14 protein-coding genes and 5 pseudogenes are annotated in these 19,324 nt (G+C 71.9%); 2 read left to right on the forward strand and 17 right to left on the reverse strand.

The features are described from left to right. Window positions 1–145 precede the first annotated feature (145 nt). The 4 genes and pseudogenes from AC1QRC_RS14315 to AC1QRC_RS14330 all read right to left on the reverse strand — a co-directional run. Window positions 146–1,315, reverse strand: a complete 1,170-nt coding sequence (locus tag AC1QRC_RS14315) for an XdhC family protein (RefSeq protein ID WP_484203954.1) — start codon at window positions 1,313–1,315, stop codon at window positions 146–148. After that, complete coding sequence (locus AC1QRC_RS14320) at window positions 1,308–2,408, reverse strand: vWA domain-containing protein (RefSeq protein ID WP_484203955.1); 1,101 nt, start codon at window positions 2,406–2,408, stop codon at window positions 1,308–1,310. Before AC1QRC_RS14320 ends, AC1QRC_RS14315 begins: the two co-directional genes overlap by 8 nt. Beyond that, on the reverse strand, window positions 2,408–3,307 hold the full coding sequence (locus AC1QRC_RS14325) for an AAA family ATPase (protein WP_484206653.1): 900 nt from the start codon (window positions 3,305–3,307) through the stop codon (window positions 2,408–2,410). The genes AC1QRC_RS14320 and AC1QRC_RS14325 overlap by 1 nt, the downstream gene beginning before the upstream one ends. Before the next feature lie 90 nt (window positions 3,308–3,397). Then, window positions 3,398–3,940: pseudogene (locus AC1QRC_RS14330) on the reverse strand (nucleotidyltransferase family protein); the annotation flags it as partial. Between the two features lie 58 nt (window positions 3,941–3,998). Here AC1QRC_RS14330 and AC1QRC_RS14335 point away from each other — a divergent pair. Beyond that, window positions 3,999–4,412, forward strand: coding sequence for a hypothetical protein (locus AC1QRC_RS14335; RefSeq protein WP_484203956.1), 414 nt, complete (start codon window positions 3,999–4,001; stop codon window positions 4,410–4,412). 21 nt (window positions 4,413–4,433) lie between these two features. Here the strand turns inward: AC1QRC_RS14335 and AC1QRC_RS14340 are convergent, their stop codons facing one another. The 6 genes and pseudogenes from AC1QRC_RS14340 to AC1QRC_RS14365 form a co-directional block, all read right to left on the reverse strand. Continuing rightward, window positions 4,434–5,831 (reverse strand): metallopeptidase TldD-related protein, encoded by a 1,398-nt coding sequence (locus AC1QRC_RS14340; RefSeq protein ID WP_484203957.1) that lies wholly within the window; start codon window positions 5,829–5,831, stop codon window positions 4,434–4,436. Next, the gene (locus AC1QRC_RS14345; protein WP_484203958.1) at window positions 5,831–6,985 is read right to left on the reverse strand and encodes a TldD/PmbA family protein; all 1,155 of its coding nucleotides are present in this window, start codon (window positions 6,983–6,985) and stop codon (window positions 5,831–5,833) included. The genes AC1QRC_RS14340 and AC1QRC_RS14345 overlap by 1 nt, the downstream gene beginning before the upstream one ends. Window positions 6,986–7,052: 67 nt before the next feature. Beyond that, window positions 7,053–7,328: pseudogene (locus tag AC1QRC_RS14350) on the reverse strand (PmbA/TldA family metallopeptidase); the annotation flags it as partial. A 9-nt stretch (window positions 7,329–7,337) separates the two neighbouring features. Beyond that, window positions 7,338–7,763, reverse strand: coding sequence for a hypothetical protein (locus tag AC1QRC_RS14355; RefSeq protein ID WP_484203959.1), 426 nt, complete (start codon window positions 7,761–7,763; stop codon window positions 7,338–7,340). A gap of 132 nt (window positions 7,764–7,895) precedes the next feature. After that, entirely contained in the window at window positions 7,896–8,573 is a 678-nt protein-coding gene (trhA, locus tag AC1QRC_RS14360; protein WP_484203960.1) for a PAQR family membrane homeostasis protein TrhA, read from the reverse strand. A 57-nt stretch (window positions 8,574–8,630) separates the two neighbouring features. Beyond that, a complete protein-coding gene (locus AC1QRC_RS14365; protein WP_484203961.1) occupies window positions 8,631–8,990 on the reverse strand; it encodes a GntR family transcriptional regulator in 360 nt (119 codons plus the stop codon). A gap of 187 nt (window positions 8,991–9,177) precedes the next feature. Between AC1QRC_RS14365 and AC1QRC_RS14370 the strand changes: the two genes are divergently transcribed. Next, the gene (locus AC1QRC_RS14370; protein WP_484203962.1) at window positions 9,178–10,797 is read left to right on the forward strand and encodes an ABC-F family ATP-binding cassette domain-containing protein; all 1,620 of its coding nucleotides are present in this window, start codon (window positions 9,178–9,180) and stop codon (window positions 10,795–10,797) included. A 10-nt stretch (window positions 10,798–10,807) separates the two neighbouring features. Here AC1QRC_RS14370 and AC1QRC_RS14375 read toward each other — a convergent pair. From AC1QRC_RS14375 to AC1QRC_RS14405, 7 genes and pseudogenes are all read right to left on the reverse strand, one after another. Continuing rightward, window positions 10,808–12,903 (reverse strand): annotated as a pseudogene (locus AC1QRC_RS14375) (PhoX family protein). A 204-nt stretch (window positions 12,904–13,107) separates the two neighbouring features. Further along, the gene (gene gdhA / locus AC1QRC_RS14380) at window positions 13,108–14,451 is read right to left on the reverse strand and encodes an NADP-specific glutamate dehydrogenase (protein WP_484203963.1); all 1,344 of its coding nucleotides are present in this window, start codon (window positions 14,449–14,451) and stop codon (window positions 13,108–13,110) included. A 322-nt stretch (window positions 14,452–14,773) separates the two neighbouring features. Further along, window positions 14,774–15,190 (reverse strand): hypothetical protein, encoded by a 417-nt coding sequence (locus tag AC1QRC_RS14385; RefSeq protein WP_484203964.1) that lies wholly within the window; start codon window positions 15,188–15,190, stop codon window positions 14,774–14,776. 375 nt (window positions 15,191–15,565) lie between these two features. Then, window positions 15,566–16,030, reverse strand: coding sequence for a hypothetical protein (locus tag AC1QRC_RS14390; RefSeq protein ID WP_484203965.1), 465 nt, complete (start codon window positions 16,028–16,030; stop codon window positions 15,566–15,568). 25 nt (window positions 16,031–16,055) lie between these two features. Further along, window positions 16,056–17,063, reverse strand: coding sequence for a LacI family DNA-binding transcriptional regulator (locus AC1QRC_RS14395; protein ID WP_484203966.1), 1,008 nt, complete (start codon window positions 17,061–17,063; stop codon window positions 16,056–16,058). Between the two features lie 25 nt (window positions 17,064–17,088). Beyond that, window positions 17,089–18,507 (reverse strand): annotated as a pseudogene (locus AC1QRC_RS14400) (GH1 family beta-glucosidase). Continuing rightward, a pseudogene (locus tag AC1QRC_RS14405) lies at window positions 18,504–19,313 on the reverse strand (carbohydrate ABC transporter permease); the annotation flags it as partial. The pseudogenes AC1QRC_RS14400 and AC1QRC_RS14405, both read right to left, overlap by 4 nt. Window positions 19,314–19,324: the final 11 nt, after the last annotated feature.

The raw sequence follows: 19,324 nt of genomic DNA on the forward strand, positions 1-19,324 counted from the left end.
GACAGTGAACCTGCCACGGGACGTGCTTCTGATCCTGTCCAAGGAACCGGGCCGTGACAAGGGTCACACTCGGATCGTCGGCCCACGCCACAGCTCATACCGCAGGTGCGGACATACCCATGCTGATGGAACACGCACTCGCGGGTCAGGTGAGGCTTTCCTCACTCGGCGCGGCGACGGGGTCGTGGTGGTGGATCGGGCCCACGGCGTGGGTGAGTCGCTCCCCCGCGCCGCCCCACCGCAGCGCGATGACCTCCGCCGCGATGCTCACCGCCGTCTCCTCTGGCGTGCGTGCTCCCAGGTCCAGCCCGATCGGGCTGGAGAGCCTGGCCAGGTGGGACTCGTCCACGCCGGAAGCGCGCAACCGGGAGAGTCGGTCCTCGTGGGTGCGCCGGGAACCCATCGCCCCGATGTAGGCCACGGGCGGGCCGGCGAGCGCGGCCTCCAGCAGTGGGACGTCGAACTTCGGGTCGTGGGTCAGCACGCAGATCACCGTGCGCTCGTCGATCCGGTCGGCGGCGACCTCCTCGGCCAGGTAGCGGTGCGGCCAGGTCACGACGACCTCGTCCGCATCCGGAAACCGGGAGCGGGTCGCGAAGACGGGACGGGCATCGCAGACCGTGACGTGGTAGCCGAGGAAGGACCCGATCCGGGCGACGGCGGCGGCGAAGTCGATGGCACCGAAGACCAGCATCCTCGGCTTCGGGGCGTAACTGGCGACGAAGACCCGCATCCCCTCCCCCCGCCGCTCCCCATCCGGGCCGTAGACCAGCGTTGCGGTGCGACCGTTGGCCAGCAGGCCGCGGGCGTCATCCCGGACGGCGGCGTCGGCCCGGTCACTGCCCAGGGTGCCGGGGTCGGCCCCCTCGGTCGCGCCCTCGGGGCGCACCACCAGGCGGCGCCCCAGCCACGTCTCGTCGGGGTGGGCGACCACGGTGGCGACCGCCACGGGCCGGCCCTCCTCGATGTCGCCCGCAACGGCGCCGAGCTGGGGGAAGGTCTCGCGGGACACCTCCTCCACGAAGACGTCGAGGATCCCCCCGCAGGTCAGGCCCACCGCGAACGCGTCGTCGTCGCTGACGCCGTACCGCTGCAGGATCGGACCCCGGCCCTCGAGCACCTCCTGGGACAGCTCGTAGACCGCACCCTCCACGCACCCTCCGGACACCGACCCGACGGCCTCCCCTCCCGGGCCCACCAGCATCGAGGCGCCCGGCGGGCGGGGCGCCGAGCGCCACGTCCCGACCACCGTGCCCATGCCGACGCGCTCGCCAGCCTCCCACCAGTCCACCAGTTCGTGCAGCACCTCACGCACGCCCGACCACCTCCACCAGCTCCTCGAACGCAGCCATCGAGTGACCGGCCACGAAGTCGTCACAGTGCGGCAACGCCGCCACGATCCCCTGCTGCACCGGCGCGTAGCCGGGCCGACCGCGGTGCGGGTTGGCCCAGACGACCCGGTGCGCCAGGGCGTGCAGCCGCCTCATCTGCTCGGCCAACAGCTCGGTCCCGTCCCGTTCCCAGCCGTCGGAGAGGACGACGACGACCGCGCGCCGGGCCATCCCACGGCGTCCCCACCGGTCCAGGAACGCCGCGAGGGCCTCGCCGAGCCTGGTGCCGCCGGACCAGTCCGGCACCGTCTCCCCGGCCCGCAGCAGCGCCCGGTCCGGGTCCCGCTCCCGCAGGGCGTGGGTGACCCGGGTTAGCCGGGTGCCCATCGTGAACACCTCGGTGGCGCGCGGGGCGGCCTGCACCACGGCGTGTGCCAGCCGCAGCAGCGAGTCGGCGTAGGCGGACATCGACCCGGACACGTCGACGAGCAGCACCACCTGGCGCGGCCGGGTGTCCCTCCTGCGGTAGCGCACCGGTCCCGGCTCCCCCATCCGTCGGAGCTGGGCGCGCAGGGTGGCCGGTCCGTCGATCTGGCCGCGGTGGGAGCGGGTATGCCGTCGGGCGGGCCTGGTGGGAGGGTCCGGCCGCAGGGTGGCGAACAGTCGGCGCAGCTCGGCCCGGTCCTCCGGTGACAACCCCGCGACGTCCCGGTGGCGCAGCACCTCCGTGGGGCTGGCGACGGCGCGCACGACGTCCTCCCCGTCCCTGGCACCGCCGTTGCCCCCGTCACCCAGGTCCGCCCGTACGGTCTGCAGGCGGGGGACCTCCTGCTGGGTGACGGCGTTCATGGACGTGCCACCGAACCAGCCGGTGAAGACCCTGTCGAACGGTTCGACATCAGCCGGCGAGGCAGTGAGCGTGGCCCTGCCGGCCCAGTAGAGTGCCGCGCGGTCGGCGATGCCCACCTCGGCTCCTGCCCTCAGGAAGGTGCGTTCCCGGTCGGCGGTGACCGGCAGCCCGGCGGCGCGCAGCGCCCGGGCGAACCCGAGCAGGATCTCCTCGCCGCTCCAGCTCATCAGCGGGTCAGCATCCGGTCCAGCGCGCGCCGGACCCGGTCGGTGTCCTCGCGGTACTTCACGGCCGTGCCCAGGGTCGTCGCGGCCACCTCAGGGTCCAGGGTGCTCGCGCCGAGCGCCTGCAACGCCCGTGCCCAGTCGAGTGTCTCGGCGACACCGGGTGGCTTGATCAGGTCCTCCTCGTGGCGCAACCGCTGCACCAGCGCCACGACCTCCCCGGCCAGGTCCTCGGCGACCTCCGGCGCCCGTGTCCGCACGATCTCCAGCTCCCGCTCCAGGCCGGGGTGGTCGATCCAGTGGTAGAGGCAGCGGCGCTTGAGCGCGTCATGTAGCTCCCTGGTGCGGTTGGACGTCAACACCACCAGGGGCGGGGTCTGCGCGGTGACGGTGCCGACCTCGGGGATGGTCACCTGCCAGGTGGACAGCACCTCCAGCAGGAACGCCTCGAACTCGTCGTCGGCCCGGTCGATCTCGTCCACCAGCAGCACGCAGGGGCTCTCCCGCAGCGCCCGCAGCACGGGGCGTGCCAGCAGGAACCGCTCGTCGAACAGCTCGGCCTCGAGCTCGGCCGTGTCCCGCGAGGGGCCTCCCGAGGCGGCCAGTGCTTCGACGGTGCGCAGGTGCAGAATCTGCCGCGGGAAGTCCCAGTCGTAGAGGGCCTGCGTGGCATCGATCCCCTCGTAGCACTGCAGCCGGATCAACGGCACCGTCAGCACCTCGGCGAGCGCCTCGGCCAGTGCGGTCTTGCCGGTCCCCGGCTCCCCCTCCAGGAGCACGGGCCGGGACAGTTGATGGGCCAGGAACGTCACCGTGCTCAGGCCGTCGTCGGCCAGGTAGCCCGTGCTGCCCAGGGCCTTGCGCACGCTGGCGGCGTCGCTGAACATCTCCGCGGCTCGCATGGCCCGAGCATGCCCGAGGTCCGCCGGGGTGTCGACATCGGCACCGGTCGCCAGCGCGCCGACCTCCACCACCGTGGGTCGGTGTGCCCGCAGGTAGTCGCGGGCTCCGCGGTCGCCGTCCGCCGCCTCTAGGACACCCGCCCAGTGCTGCCTGCCCAGCACCACCGGGTGGCCGGGGACACCGTCGTATGCCGCACGGACCAGGGCGGTCTCGGGGCGCGGTGCGACGGTGGTCGCGGCGAGGATCCGGCGCACCACCTCGGGTCCGACGTCGGGCAGGTCGACGAGGTGCACGAGTGCCGCCGAAACCCCGGTGCCCCCCGGGTCGTCCTCCCCGAGCCGGGTCAGGCCGGCCCGGAGGGAGGACCCCATGCCCTGCTCCCACTCCGGGCACAGGACGGTCCTCACCCCGGGCAGCCCGGCCGCGTCCAATCGGGCCTGCACCTCCTCCCCCTGGGCCCCGACCACGACGAGCACCTCGGTGCACCCTCCGGCGAGGAGCGACCGGCAGGCCGCCTCGGCATAACTCGTCCCGTCCGCCCCCTCGAGGAGGGCCTTGGGCGTGCCCATCCGTCTCCCGGCGCCCGCCGCCAGGACGAGCCCCTGCACCTGCGCGCGCGACGGCATACCCATCGGCCCATTCTCGCCCACCGGGCTGACACCCGGGGTGTCCCCGCGTTAGCGTGCTGCGATGAGACGCCGGCCCCACGAGAACGTCGCCACCGTGCTGGTGGCTCCGGCGGCGCTGCTCGACCTCGAGCTGGACCTCATGGCCGTCGACCTGCGCCTGTGGCCGATCGAGTCGGCCCCGATCTGTGTCGACGGACCGCGCACCGCGTTCCAGGTCCGGCACCGGCTGCTGGAGAAGCACCGTGGCGAGTGGGACTGTGCCGCGGACTGGACCCCCGTGTGGATCGGGTTCGGGGACAGCTGGCGCGACGGGGACGAGCCGCTCCCGTGGGCCGCGCACGTCGCCCTGTGGCACGTGCTGGACTCCCGCGCCGACGCGGTGCGCTTCCACCGTCGCCTGGAGGGGGTCGCCACGATGCCCCGGCCGGAGGAGTCGTTCCCGGCTCCCGGGCAGTCCACCCGGCGCAGCCGGTGAGCCCGGTCGCGGAGGTCTTGCTCAGTAGGCCTTGCTGACCGTGGACATCCGGAAGTCGGGAATCCGCAGCGCCGGGGCGTAGGAGCAGGTGAACCAGTCGTTCCACTCCCGACACAGCGTGTGCTCGGACCGGCCCGCCTCACTGGCCCTGCCCAACAGGCTGATCGGCGACTCGTTGAAGCGGAAGTTGTTCACCGCAGCGGTGACCCGCCCTTCCTCGATGAGGTAGACGCCGTCCCGGGTGAGTCCGGTCAGCAGCAGCGTCTGGGGGTCGACCTCGCGGATGTACCACAGGCAGGTCAGCAGCAGCCCGCGTTCGGTGCCGGCGATCAGCGCGTCCAGGTCCGCGGTGCCACCGGCGTCGATCACCAGGTTCTCGGTCGGGAACGGCAGACCGCCCTCGCCGCCGGAGCGGGCCAGTCCGGCGCGGGTGCGCACCAGGTTGGTGAGCACGCCGTCGCGCAGCCAGTCGACCCGGCCCACCGGGACCCCGTTGTCGAACACCGAGGCGAGACCGGGAGCAGAGCTGGGCAGGGCGGCGAACGGTGCCTGCTGGAACTGGGAGTGCTCGGGGTCGGAGTACATCGTCACGGGCAGGCTGCTGAGCCGCTCCCCGATCCGGGTGCTGCCCCGCTCCGCGCCGGCGAAGACGTTCTGCCCCTGCTCGGCGTCCCGGGCCCCCATCGACCAGTAGGCATAGACCAGCAGGTCCACGACCGCACCCGGCGGCAGGATGGTCTCGTACTCCCCCGCGGGCAGGTCCACGCGGGTGCTGCCCCAGCCCAGGCGCCGTTCCAGCTCGTCGTGCATCGCGGCCACGTCGACGTCGGTGAAGTCCGTGGTCTGGGCGCCCACCCAGGCGGAGTTCACCAGGTCCGGTGCCTTGGCGTTGATCTCCAGGCGACCCATCGGCTCCACGGCCCGCCGGCGCAGGCCGGCGCTGTTGGCGAGCCAGGTCGTGGTGCGCCGGTACTCGGCGAACCCGAACAGCAGGTGGCCGCCCTGCTCGGCACGCTCGAAGGCGGCGCCGAGGTCCCGGGCCAGTGCCGCGAAGTCCTCCGGGCCGATCCGGTATGCCGCATGGTCGAAGTCGGCGTCGACGACACCGTCGGCGAGGGGTTGGGCCTCCTCGTCGGCGGGCGCCCCGGGGGCGGCCGCGTCGGCCTGGCGGACCAGCGCGATGAGGTCCTCGACGTCCCCCAGCGGACCGCCGACCGAGGCGGCGGAGATGCCGTCGGCGACGTCCGCGGTGCTGATCACGGTGGCCGTGCGCTGGGTCATCGACCCGTTGGTGGTGAGCGCGTTGGCGGCCCATCGGAGATTCACCTCGTGCGACTCCCGCACCAGGACGGTGCAGTCCCGGGCGGTCGAGGTGGCCAGGGCCTGCTCGATCCAGGTGCTGACGGTGGCCTCGCTCATCAGTGGTCACCCTCCGTGGTGTTGAGCACGTTGACGTCCCGGAACCGGGCTGCGGGGCACCCGTGACTCACCGGGGCGCCCTGACCGGGCTGGCCCTTGCCGCAGTTCAGCGACCCGGCCAGCAGGTAGGTCTCGGGACCGCCCACGGCGTCCATCGATCCCCAGAAATCCGTCGTGGTGGCCTGGTAGGCGACGTCCTTGACCTGCCCCGCGAGACGGCCGTCCCTGATCCGGAAGAACCGCTGCCCGGTGAACTGGAAGTTGTAGCGCTGCATGTCGATCGACCACGACTTGTTGCCGACGATGTAGATCCCGTCGTCGACCCCGGCGATCAACCCGTCCACGTCGGGCCCCTGCGGGTCCGCGGCCAGCGACACGTTCGGCATACGTTGCAGCGGGATGTGCCCGGCAGAGTCCGCGTACGCGCAGCCGTTGGACCGGCCGAAGCCCTTCTCCTGGGCCATCTGCCGGTTGAGCTGGTAGCCGACCAGCACCCCGTCCTTGATGATGTCGAACGTCTGGGCCGCGACCCCCTCGTCGTCGAACCCGACCGTCGCCAGCCCGTGCTCGGTGACCCGGTCTCCGGTGACGTTCATGTGCGCCGAGCCGTACTGCAGGGTGCCGAGCTGGTCGAAGGTGGCGAACGAGGTGCCGGCGTACGCAGCCTCGTAGCCGAGTGCCCGGTCCAGTTCCGTGCCGTGCGCGACCGACTCGTGGATGGTGAGCCAGAGGTTGGTCGGCTCGATCACCAGGTCGTAGCGGCCGGCCTCGATCGAGGGTGCCTTCGCGTGCTCGGCGAGCAGCTCGGGCAGCTGGGCGATCTCCCCGTCGAAGTCCCAGCCGGTGCCGGTGAGGTACTCCCAGCCCCGACCCGCGGGCGGGGCGACGGTGTTCATCGTGGAGAACCCCCCGTCGCCGATGTGGGCCGCCTGGAAGTCGGGATCGATCCGCACCCGTTGCTGGGTGGTGGAGGTGCCGGTGAGGTCGGCGTAGAAGGTGTTCTCCTTGACCGCCAGCAACCGCGCGGTCGCGTGGTGGACCGCGTCGGCGGCCAGCAGCCGCTCGGACAGTTCGACCAGCCGGGCGAACCGCTCGGCCTCGGGCACCTCGAACGGGTCGACCTCGTAGGACGGACACCCAGGTCTGGTCGGCATGCACCGGCTCGGGCGCGAGGGCCACGGGGCTGCTGACCAGCGGCCGGGCGACCGCGGCCATCGCGACCGCCTGCTCGGCCAGCCGGGCCGCCTCCTCCGTCGTCAGGGCCACGCCGGCCGCGAAGCCCCAGGACCCCTCGTGGATGACCCGGACGCTGAGCCCCAGCTCGGCGGAGTCTGAACTCGCCTCCAGCCGGGCATCGCGCAGCATGCGGTGCAGCCGCTGGGTGCGCACGACGCGCAGGTCGGCATGGCTGGCGCCGAGGGCACCTGCCCTGCCCAACGCCGCGTCGGCGAGCTCCCGGAGTGGGAGCGCGGTGAAGATCGGGTCGATGTCAGGCACGCACCGAGCCTACGTGGCCCCGACGGCGCGCCTGCTCTGCCCACGCCCGACGCCCCACAGGATCGCGCCGACGATGGCCAGGATGCCCCCGAGGAAGGCGCCGGCCACGGCTAGGCCGAAGCCCAGGAAACCACCGATCGCCCCCTGCACGTCGAAGGCGGCGCCGACGAGGGTCGGCCCGCCCTCGCAGCGCACCTCGTGCTCCCCGTCCTGCTGCGCCGTGAAGGTGGCCACGGCGGAGTACATCGATCCCTCGTGCTCCCCGCGCAGTTGGCGGCCCTCGGTGAGGGTCAGTTCCGCACCGTCGGGCCCGACGACGGAGCAGGCGGCCTCATCGGCACCGGCCACCTGGTAGATAGTGCGCCGGTCGTCGGCCTCCAGGGTGATGGTGGTGTCTCCGGTGAAACTGTCGGCACCATCCAGGACGCCCCGCACCGCCTGGAACGAGCTCGACCAGGTGAAGACGGCGATAACCGTCGAGACCGCCAGGATGACCGCGCCGATCCAGAACGTGATCGCCCCAGCCCTGCGCTTGCCGCTTCCCGGGAAGCGGCGTGGGGTAGGGCGTCATGCGGGCAGCACGTAGAAGTACATCAGGAGGTAGTGCAGCGCTGCCGCCAGGACCACCAGCGCGTGCCACACCTCGTGGAAGCCGAACACCCCGGGACGCGGGTTGGGCCTCTCGAGGACGAAGATGACGAACCCGATGCTGTAGACGATGCCGCCCGCAGCCGTCAGCGCGAGGGCCCCCACGGGCAACGCGCCGTCCGCCCCGATCAGCAGCACCGTCATCCACCCCAGCGTGATGTAGAGCGTGTTGGTGACCCACTTGGGCAGCGCGCGGAAGACGGACCGCAGCACCATTCCGACGATCGCGATGGCCCAGACCGCACCGAACACGGTCCAGCCGTAGGTGTTGCGGAAGACCACCAGCACCAACGGGGTGACGGTCCCGGCGATCAGCAGGAACACCGAGGTGTAGTCCAGGGTGCGCAACACCTCGTTGAACGCTGGGCCACGGTCCAGCCCGTGGTGCAGCGCGCTGGCCACGAACAGGGTGATGAGCGACAGGCCGTAGATGCTGAAACCGACGATCTTCCACGGGTCGCCCTGCTCAGCGGCCTGGGAGATCAGCAGGGCCGACCCGACCAGGGCAAAACAGGCCCCGAACATGTGGGAGATCGTGTTGAACCGTTCGTCGGTCACATGGACGCTGCCGTCCTTGCTGAGTGTGGTGTGCTCCACCAGGCTCCTCTCCCGGGATGAGGCCCCCAGCGTACCGGCGGGTAGGTCCCCGACCGGTCACCAGACCTGCCGGAGCACCCCGATCGCCTGGTCCAGGTCCAGCCCCTTGGCACGCGCGACCTTGACGTATGCCGACGCCGCCGCCGAGACCTCGCCGGCACCCGTGGCGTCGACCGGCTCCCGCAGGACGGTGCCGTGCCGCCCGCGGGTCTCGACGTGCCCCTCCGACTCCAGCTGGCGGTAGGCCTTGGCGACCGTGTTGGCCGCGATCCCGAGGTCCCCGGCCAGGGTGCGGACGGGAGGGAGCCTAGTGCCGGCTACCAGGTCGCCGGCAGCGACGCCCGACACGACCTGGTCCACGATCTGCTGGAACACGGGCGTGCTCGCCGTGCTGTCGATCCGGATCTGGTGAGGCATCCCCCGATTGTGCCCGCCCCGACGAAATGCCGTTGCCCAGGGCGCCGACCGGCCCCTAGCATCGCCGTGATCGCTGTCCCATACCCGCGAGGTTCCCGTGCTCCTCTGAGGTCGTCCCTCACCCTTCCTGCGCCGCCCCGCGATCGCCGCGACGGTGCGCGCGCCCCGACGACCTCCGGAGGCACTCATGTGTCCGACCACCTCCCACTCCTCGGCCCGTGCGGCCTCCATCGCCGTCACCGGCCTGAGCTTCGCCTGGCCCCGCGGCGACATCGTCTTCGACGAGCTCGACCTGGTCGTGCCTCCCGGACGCTCCGGGCTGATCGGCACCAACGGCTCCGGCAAGTCGACCCTACTGCGGCTGATCGCGGGCGAGCTGCCCGCGCAGGGCGGGCACGTCACCACCTCCGGTGACGTGGGCTACCTGCCGCAGGACATGACGCTGCGGGTCGCCCAACCGGTCACCGAGTTCCTCGGCATCGACCGGACCCTGAAGGCCATCGCGGCAGTGACCGGTGGCGATGCGTCCGCGGCACACTTCGAGACGATCGGCGAGGACTGGGACGTCGAGGAACGCGCCGCCGCACAGCTGGCCCAGCTCGGGCTGCCGGACGACGTGCTGCACCGCCGGCTCGGCGACCTGTCGGGCGGTGAGACCGTGCAGCTCGCCCTGGCGCGGCTGCTGCTGAGGCAGCCGGGCGTCCTGCTCCTCGACGAGCCCACCAACAACCTGGACCGCCGGGCGCGGGAGCGGCTCTACCAGGCCGTCGCCGGGTACCGGGGTGCGCTGCTCGTCGTGAGCCACGACCGGGAGCTCCTGGAGCACGTCGATCAGATCGGCGACCTCCGGGACGGATCCGTGACCTGGTACGGCGGCGGCTTCACCGCCTACACCAGGCAGGTGGACGCCGAGCAGGAGGCCGCGGCCCAGGCGGTGCGCACCGCCAGGGCCGACGTGCGACGGCAGCAGCGGGAGCTGGTCGCGTCACAGACCACGCTGGACCGGCGCAAGCGGTATGCCGCGAAGATGTATGAGAACACCCGGGAGCCACGGGCCGTGATGAAGCTGCGCAAGCGGACGGCCCAGGTGTCGGCGGCGCGCCTGACCGAGCAGCACCAGGGTGACGTCGCACGCGCCCGGGAGCACCTGGAGCAGGCCGAGGCGCGGGTGCGTGAGGATGCCCAGATCCGGGTCGATCTGCCGGACTCGGCGCTGCCGGCCGGTCGCGACGTGCTCCTGCTCACCGGTGTCGTGCTGCGCCACGGCCTCCGTGTCCCCGACCTACACCTGCGCGGACCGGAGCGGGTGTCCCTCACCGGGCCCAACGGCTCCGGCAAGACGACCCTCCTCCAGACGGTCACCGGCGCCCTGGATCCCCGGGAGGGGACGGTCGACCTGCGGGTCCCCGCGCGGATGCTGCCGCAACGGCTCGACGTGCTGGACGACGGTATGTCGCTGGTGGCCAACCTGGGTCGGTTCGCACCCCGCGCCGATCCCAACACGCTGCGCGCCGCCCTGGCCCGGTTCCGGATCAGGGGCGGCGACGCGGACCGCGCGGTCGGCACCCTGTCCGGCGGCGAACGGTTCCGGGCCACGCTGGCCGCGCTCCTGCTGGCCGAGCCCACCCCGCAGTTGCTGATCCTCGACGAGCCGACCAACAACCTGGACCTGCTCAGCGTGGACCAACTCGTCTCGGCACTTTCCGCCTACCGGGGGGCGCTGCTGGTGGCCAGCCACGACGAGCGGTTCCTCGCCGAGATCGGGATCAGCCGGACCCTCGACCTCGGCGAGGAGCCACCCTCGTGACCCTCCGGGGTCACTCCCCGATCAGGCCACCGTCCCGGCGGTAGGCGACCGCGATGCCGGGCCGGGGGATCGAGGAGCCGCCGTCGGGCCAGTGCGACCCGGGGTTGTCGAACGAGGCGCCGTCGACCTCACCGGGGTGCTGCACCGCGACCAGCACCAGCCGGTCCTGCACGATCGGCCCGCAGGTCTCCCCGCCCCGGGGCACCGCGAGGAACTGGCGCACCCAGCCCCGGTGCTCGCCGGCGACGGGCACGCCATACAGCGCGTCGTTGGTGCCGAGCGTGCCGGGCTGGCCGTCGGTGCTGATCCAGAGGTTGCCGTGCTGGTCGAAGGCCACGTTGTCGGGGCAGGAGATCGCCGACACCTGGCTCTTGTCGAACCCGGCGAAGTAGGTGCTCGGGTCCTCCGGGTCACCGCACAGCAGCAGCACCTTCCAGGTGAACGCGGTGGCCGCCGCGTCGTCGCCCGCCTCGGAGAGCTCCATGACGTGGCCGTGCTTGTTGTTGCCCCGCGGGTTCGCCTCGTCTGCCTGCTCGTTGGTGCGGGCCGTGTTGTTGGTCAGCGCCATGTAGACCTTGCCGGTCACCGGGCTCGGCTCGACGTCCTCGGGCCGGTCCATCTTGGTGGCCCCGACGAGGTCCCCGGCCTGCCGGGTGAAGAGCAGCACCTCCTGCGCCGACATCCCGGGGACGAACGAGCGGGGGCCGCTGACGCAGCTTGATCCACTCCCCGGTCCCGTCGAACTCACCGTCCGAGGGCAGCGTGCCCGTCCCGTCGATCTCCTCCGGCGGGGAGTCCCCGGTGAACCGTGCGACATACAGCGTCGCCGTTGTCCAGCAGGGTGGAGTTGTGCGCGGCGTCGCCCTCCCGGTACCGGTCCCGCGAGACGTACTTGTAGAGATAGTCGAAGCGCTCGTCGTCGCCCATGTAGGCCACCGCGTGCCCGTCGGCGCTGATCGCGATGGTGGCGGCCTCGTGCTTGAACCTGCCGAGCGCGGTCCGCTTCTTCGGCGTCGACGTGGGGTCGAAGGGGTCGACCTCCACGATCCAGCCGAACCGGTTCACCTCGTTCGGCTCCTGGCCCAGGTCGAACCGCGGGTCGTGCCGCTCCCACTTGCGCTCGGTGGCACCGCCGGGCAGGCCGTAGCGGGCCAGTCGCTCGCGGGCCACCGGGTCGGTCACCTGGTCGGCGTTGGCGAAGTACTGGTTGAAGTTCTCCTCCGCGGTGAGCCAGGTGCCCCACGGCGTGATGCCCCCCGCGCAGTTGTTCAGGGTGCCCAGGACGGTCCTGCCCCTGGGGTCGGCGCTGGTCTGGACGTGCCGGGACCCGGCCACCGGGCCGGTGAGCTGGAACTCGCTGTGCGCGTGGAAGCGCCGGTTCAGGCCGTGGTCCAGGACCGGCTCCAACCCGACGTCGTGGCCACCGCGGCGGCCGCTCGGGCGCACCGCCACCACGGTCAGGCCGTGCGCCGCCCACCCGATCTCCACCTGCTCCAGGGTCGGGTTGTCGGGGTCGTAGTCCGGCAGCATCATCGGCTCGGTGGTGTATTCGTGGTTCACCACGAGCACGGTGACGTCCTGCCCGGCGTGCCGACCCACGAGGATCCCGGTGTGGTCGTTGTTGAAGCCGAACTGGCGCTGCTGGGCCGCGGCACTCTGGTTGTGGGGGTCAAACGCGGGGGCGTCGGACCACAACGGGTCGCCCCAGGCGATGACCACCTCACTGAGGTACCCCTCGGGGACGGTGATCGCGTCGTTGGTCTGCTGCGCGATCGGCGCGAAACGCAGGCCGACCGGGCCGGCGCCCCGCGGCGGGACCCGTCCCCCGGCACCCGCCAGGGGAGCAGCGGCAGCGGGCTGACGCCCACCCCCGAGCACGCCACTCCCGGCGACCAGGGCGACGACCGCGCCGGCCTTCAGCAGGGAGCGCCGGCTGAACGCCTCCTGCGCGATGTCACCGAAGTAGGGGTTCCCGGACCTGTTGGGGACGTCGTGGAAGCACGCGTCTCCGCAGCGGTAGCGGCACGTCATCCGGGATCGGCCGGTGCCGTGACCACCGACGGGGGTCAGTGGCAATCGGGCGCGGTTCGCGGGCGGCACAGACATGGGGGATCTCCTTCGGGAAGCGGTGGCTGCCGCCACGCTAGGGAGCGTCCGTTTCCCTCGGCACCAATCCTGCGTGAACATCCGGGCTCACTCAGGTGGCGATCCGTTGGCCCAAATCTCTGCGGGAATCCAAGTGTGCTGGTGGCGATTTAGCGACCGTCAGCATGTCCCTATTCCGCCCGTGACCGGTGACCCTCCCCGCGCTCAGATGACCCCGAGCGCGAGCATCGCGTCGGCCACCCGGATGAAGGCGGCGGCATTGGCACCGAGGACGTAGTCCCCGGGAGCGCCGTACTCGTCCGCGGTCTCGGCGCACCGCTCGTGGATCCCCCGCATGATCTCCGACAACCGCGCCTCGGTGTGCTCGAAGGTCCAGGAGTCCCGGGAGGCGTTCTGCTGCATCTCCAGCGCGGAGGTGGCCACGCCGCCGGCGTTGACCGCCTTCCCGGGGCCGAACAGCACACCGGCCTCCTGGAACACCCCGACTGCTCCCGGGGTCGCGGGCATATTGGCCCCCTCGCCCACCGCGAGGCAGCCGCCGGCGACCAGGGACCGGGCCCCCTGCTCGTCCAGCTCGTTCTGCGTCGCGCAGGGCAGCGCCACCTGGCAGGGCACGTCCCAGATGGAGCCGTCGGACACGTGGACCGCCCCGCGCTCCTCCGCGTAGTCGCTGATCCGGCCGCGCCGCACCTCCTTGATCTCCTTGACCAGCTCGACGTCGATACCCTGCTCCTCGACGACGTAGCCGCCGGAGTCCGAACAGGCCACGACCGTCCCGCCCAGCTCGTGCACCTTCTCCATCGCGTAGATCGCGACGTTGCCCGAGCCGGACACCACGACCTTCTTGCCGTCGAAGGACCCGTTCACGGTGCTCAGCATCTCGTCGACGAAGTACACCGTGCCGTAGCCGGTGGCCTCCTTGCGGACCATCGACCCGCCCCATCCGAGCCCCTTCCCGGTCAGCACCGCCGACTCGTAGCGGTTGGTGATCCGCTTGTACTGCCCGAAGAGGTACCCCAACTCACGGGCGCCGACGCCGGTGTCACCGGCCGGGACGTCGGTGTACTCACCGATGTGCCGGTACAGCTCGGTCATGAATGACTGACAGAACCGCATCACCTCCTGATCCGAGCGCCCCTTGGGGTCGAAGTCCGAGCCGCCCTTGCCGCCGCCGATGGGCAGGCCGGTCAGGGCGTTCTTGAAAATCTGCTCGAAGCCGAGGAACTTCACGGTGCCCAGCAGCACGCTGGGGTGGAACCGTAGACCCCCCTTGTAGGGCCCGAGCACGGAGTTGAACTCGACCCGGAACCCCCGGTTGATCTGCACCTGGCCCGCGTCGTCGACCCACGGCACCCGGAAGATCACCTGGCGCTCCGGCTCGCAGATCCGCTCGATCACCCGGGCATCGCGGTATGCCGGGTGCTTGGCGACGACCGGCCCGAGACTGCCCAGCACCTCCAGGACGGCCTGGTGGAACTCTTCCTCGGCGGGGTTGCGCTGGAGCACCTGGTCATAGATGGCCTCCAGGCCGGGGTCGATTCGGGGCATGCGAGGTCCTCCCGTGGCGGTGGCGGAAGGACAAGAGTATCCGGCCTAACGCATGGCTATGCAGCCAGCCCGCCGCGGTCCCCGGGTCCTCCCCCGCCCCGGACGGGGACGGCAGGTCCTCCGCGGGGACCGGTTCGTCCGGCTCGACCCGCGGGGCGCTCCCGTATGCCGAGGCGGGCGAGGGGTGGTAGGTGTAACTCCCGCGCGGCTCCCCCGCGGCATGCTCCTGCTGAGTCATCGATGGCCTCTCTCGACGGCGCGACCGGATCGCGCGGTTGGGTTGCGTTCCCTCACAGGAGAACCAACCGGCCACCGTGATACCTCACCGCACCGAATCACCCGGGCCGTAGGCGTCGACCCACACGTTCACCGCGGCGAGCGCCCCGTTGTCCCCGGTGTCCCAGGTGGCGTCGGAGCCGTCGACCACGATGACCGACCGCTCGCCCACGACGCTGGCTCCGGCACGGTCCACGCGGAGCGCGGTGAGCTCGCTGATGCCGAGAGCCCTGTCGTCGGGGTGGGCGGCGGCGGCCCCGTAGAGCCGTCCCCACCGGTAGTCGTAGGTCAGGACGGGCTCCAGGCTGACGCCCTCCAGCACGCCCAGACCCTCGACCACGTCGTTGCCGTCGGCCCGGAACGCCGCGATCGCATCGGCCTCGTAGTCCGCGCCCGGGTCCGGGTTGGCCACGTAGTGCTCGCCCAGGACGGCCGTGGCGGCCCCGTCGGTGAGGACGGGCACCGGGCCCCAGGACCGCCTTGCGCACGGCGTCCCGGTAGGAGGGGTCGGAGACGGACGCCGCCATCAGCGACTGGTCCCCGCCAACGAAGACGACCCCGGCGGCCCGCGCCAGCGTATGCGCGGGCAGCGGGTCCTCCCCCTGGACCAGCACCAGCACCGGGCCGTCCCAGCCTGCCGTGGTCAGCCGGTCGCCGTAGCCGTGAGCCGCGGAGCGAGCGGCTTCACTGTCGGCATAGCCGGCGGCCACGACCACGACTGGCGCCGTGGCGGCGACGGGACGGAGTGGGACGGTTCACCGAAGACCTCCTGGGACGGGCCCGGTGAATCTAACGCCGCCACCCTCCCCACGCAACGGCAGGAGCGGCCGGCAGCGGCTCACCACCCGGGCGCGACCCCGTGCCGCTCGTTGAAGCGGACCGCCCCGCGGTAGGCGTCGACCAGGCCGAACACCCAGACAGCGAAGACCAGCGGCAGCAGGAAGACCCAGAACGTGAGGACCACCAGCACCCCAACCACACTCACGCTCAGCAGGTGGGCGAACAGGATCAGGATGCCCTTGACCGTCTGGCCGTTCACGATGGTCCCCAACCCGGGGACGAAGAAGGAGCACAGCACCGACAGCACCGGGTTGCGCGGCGTCACCACCCTGTCGAACCCTTGGTGCTGCTGCTCCCACGGTGGCGGTGGAGGGAGCGGAGACGCATAAGGGCCAGCCGGCTGTGGCTGCGGGCGCGGCTGCCAGGCCCGGCCCAGGTCGGCCGCCGTGACCGAGGGTCCGTAGGAGCCGGGCGCGATGTGCTTGCCGACGTACTCCCCGGGCTCCGGCGGCTGGCTGCTCATGTGCCCAAGGTACTCCGGCAGCGTCTCAGGCCGACTCCCGGACAACCAGGTGCGTGGGCAGCACCTCCGGCTCGACCTGCTCCCCCCGCATCGCCCGCAGCAGCAGGTCCACGGCCCGGGCGGCCATGCCCTGGATCGGGTTCACCACCGTGGTCAGCGCCGGGCGGCTCAACGTCGCCGCCGGAGAGTCGTCGTACCCCACGACCGCCACATCGTCGGGGACACTGCGCCCGGAGGCCAGCAGCTCCCCGATGGCCGGGACCGCCATCAGGTCCGAGGCGACGAAGACGCCGTCCACGGCCGGCTCCCGGTCCAGCAGGCGCCGCATCGCCGCGGCGCCCCCCTCCGCGGTGAACTCCCCGGACTCGACCAGGTCGGCGGGCAGCCCGGCGTCCCGGAGCACCTCCTGCCACCCGATCAACCGGTCCCGCCCGGCGCTCATGTCCTGCGGCCCGCAGATGGTGCCGAGGGTGCGGGCACCGCGGGCGACCAGGTGCTCGGCCGCCAACCGCGCGCCCGCAGCGTTGTCCACGTCCACGTACGGCATGGTGGCGGCCTCGGCATACGGACGGCCCAGGAAGACGGACGGCAACTGGGTCTGCTCCAGCACCCGCCACAGGTTGTCGTCCTGGTGGTGGCTGACCACGATCGCGCCGTCGGTGTGGCCACCGCGCAGGTAGCGCTCCATCCGGCCGTCGTCGTCGGCCACCTCCCCCATCACCAGGACAACCTGCAGCGGGGTGCTGGCCAGGGCCTGTGTCACCCCGCGCAGGGTCCCGGAGAAGAACGGGTCGGAGAAGACCCGCTCGTCGGCCTCGGGGACCACGACGGCGATGGAGTCGGCTGCCCGCTTCACCAGCGACCGGGCCGCCCGGTTGGGTCGGTAGCCGAGCGCGTCCACGGCGGCGTGCACCGCCACCCGCGCGGCCTGTCGCACCCGGGGGTCGGCGTTGATCACCCGCGAGGCGGTCGCCCGCGACACTCCGGCCCGCGTGGCCACGTCCTCCAACGTCGGGGCACTCTTGGCACCCATCCCGGTCTCCCTTCGCCCGGCGCCCTCACGGCAGCCGGTTTGATCCTGCCACCCCGGCGTACCACCGGGCACTCGCCTTCGGGGTCCGCTGCAGGGTGTCGTAGTCCACCCGCACGATCCCGAACCGCTTGTCGTAGCCGTAGGCCCACTCGAAGTTGTCCAGCAGCGACCACACGAAGTAGCCCCGCACGTCGGCGCCGCGGCCCACGGCCTCGTGCACCGCGGCCAGGTGTTCCTGCAGGTAGGCGAGGCGCTCGGTGTCCTCGACGAAGCCCTCGTCGTCCGGCACGTCGTCGTAGGCGGCGCCGTTCTCGGTGACGTAGAGCCGCACCCCGGCGGGGCCGGTGTAGTCGCGGTGCAGCCGGAGCAACAGATCCCGTATGCCGTGGGGCCGGACCTCCCAGCCCATCGCCGTGTGCGGCACGTCCTGCGGCACGAACTCCACGTGCTCGGACCCGACGTGCTCGGTCGGGGTGCCGGTCGCCCGCGCCGCCGCCGCGGCCTCGGGCGCCTCCTCCGGCGGCACCCCGCTGACGGTGTTGCCGGAGTAGTAGTTCACGCCCAGCACGTCGATCGGGGTGCTGATCGATGTCGAGGTCCCCGGGTTGCACCAGGTCCTCCGGCCAGACGGCCTTCAGGTCCTCCATCACGTCGGCCGCGTAGGAGCCCCGCAGCAGCGGCTCCAGGAAGAACCGGTTGCTCATGCCGTCGATGCGCCGGGCGGCGTCCAGGTCGCCCCGGCTGGCCGGGTCCGCCGGGGTGACGTCGGCGAAGTTGAGGGTCAGACCCAGCTGCAACCCGAGATCGCGCTCGCGCAGCACCTGGGTGGCCAGCCCGTGGCCGAGCAGCAGGTGGTGGGCGGCGCGCAGCGCGTCGGGACCGTCGGTGCGGCCCGGGGCGTGCCGCCCGTTGGCGTAGCCGAGGAAGGCGCTGCACCACGGCTCGTTCAGCGTGGTCCAGTAAGTCGATCCGGTCCCCGAGCGCCTCGTGCACGGCGGCGGCGTAGTCGGCGAACCGGTAGGCCACGTCCCGGCTCGGGCCAGCCGCCCTCGTCCTCCAGCGCCTGCGGCAGGTCCCAGTGGTAGAGCGTCAGCCACGGCACGATGCCCTGGGACAGGAGCTCGTCGGTGAGGCGGGAGTAGAAGTCCAGGCCGGCACGGTTCACCGTGCGGCCGTCGGGCATCACCCGCGCCCACGAGGTGGAGAACCGGTAGGACTGCAGGTTGAGCTCCCGCATCAGGGACGACGTCCTCGGCATACCGGTGGTAGTGGTCGGTCGGCGACCGCCCCGGTGTGCCCCTCGTGGACCTTGCCGGGGGTGCGGCAGTAGGTGCCCCAGATGCACCGGCCCCGTCCGTCCTCCCGGGCGGCGCCCTCGATCTGGTACGACGGCGGTGGCCGAACCCCAGAGGAAGCCCTCCGGGAACAGTGTGGGTGTGCTCATTGCTTGACGGCTCCTTGCATGATGCCGGACACCAGTTGGCGGCCGGCGACGACGAACAGGATCAGCAGCGGGACGGTGGCCAGGAGGGCTCCGGCCAGCACCAGGGAGTAGTCCACGAAGTGGGCGGCCTGCAGCTGCTGCAGTGCGACGGGCAGCGTCGGGTCCTGGGGCCCGAGCACGATGAACGGCCAGAAGAAGTTGGTCCAGGTCGCCACGAAGGTGAACAGCCCCAGCATGGCGGCGGCCGGCCGCGCGGCCACCAGGCCGACGTGCCAGAACGTGCGCAGCATGCTGCAGCCGTCGACCCGGGCGGCCTCGATCAGTTCGTCCGGGACCGCCTGGCTCAGGTACTGCGTCATCCAGAACACCCCGAAGGCGGTGACCAGGCCGGGGACGATGACGGCCACCAGGTCGCCGGTCCAGCCCAGCCGGGCCATCACCTGGTACAGCGGGACCACGCCCAGCTGGGTCGGCACCGCCATCGTGGCGATCACGAACACCAGCAGCGGGCGCGAGCCGCGGAAGCGGAGCTTGGCGAACGCGTAGCCGGCCAGCGTCGCGAAGAACACCACGGAGGCCGACACCACGGTCGAGACCACGATGGAGTTCCAGGTGGCACGCCAGAACGGCACCGTGTTGACCACGGTGGCGGCGTTGCTCAGGAAGTTGCCACCGGGCACCAGGGGGAAGCTCTCCCGGGCCAGCACCGTCGAGTCGTGGCTGGCGATCAGGAACGACCACCACAGCGGGAACATCGAGCCGAGGACGACCGCGGCCAGCAACCCGTAGACCAGCTTCCCGGGGCGACCGAGCGCAG

The sequence above is a fragment of the Ornithinicoccus sp. genome, assembly GCF_057176825.1.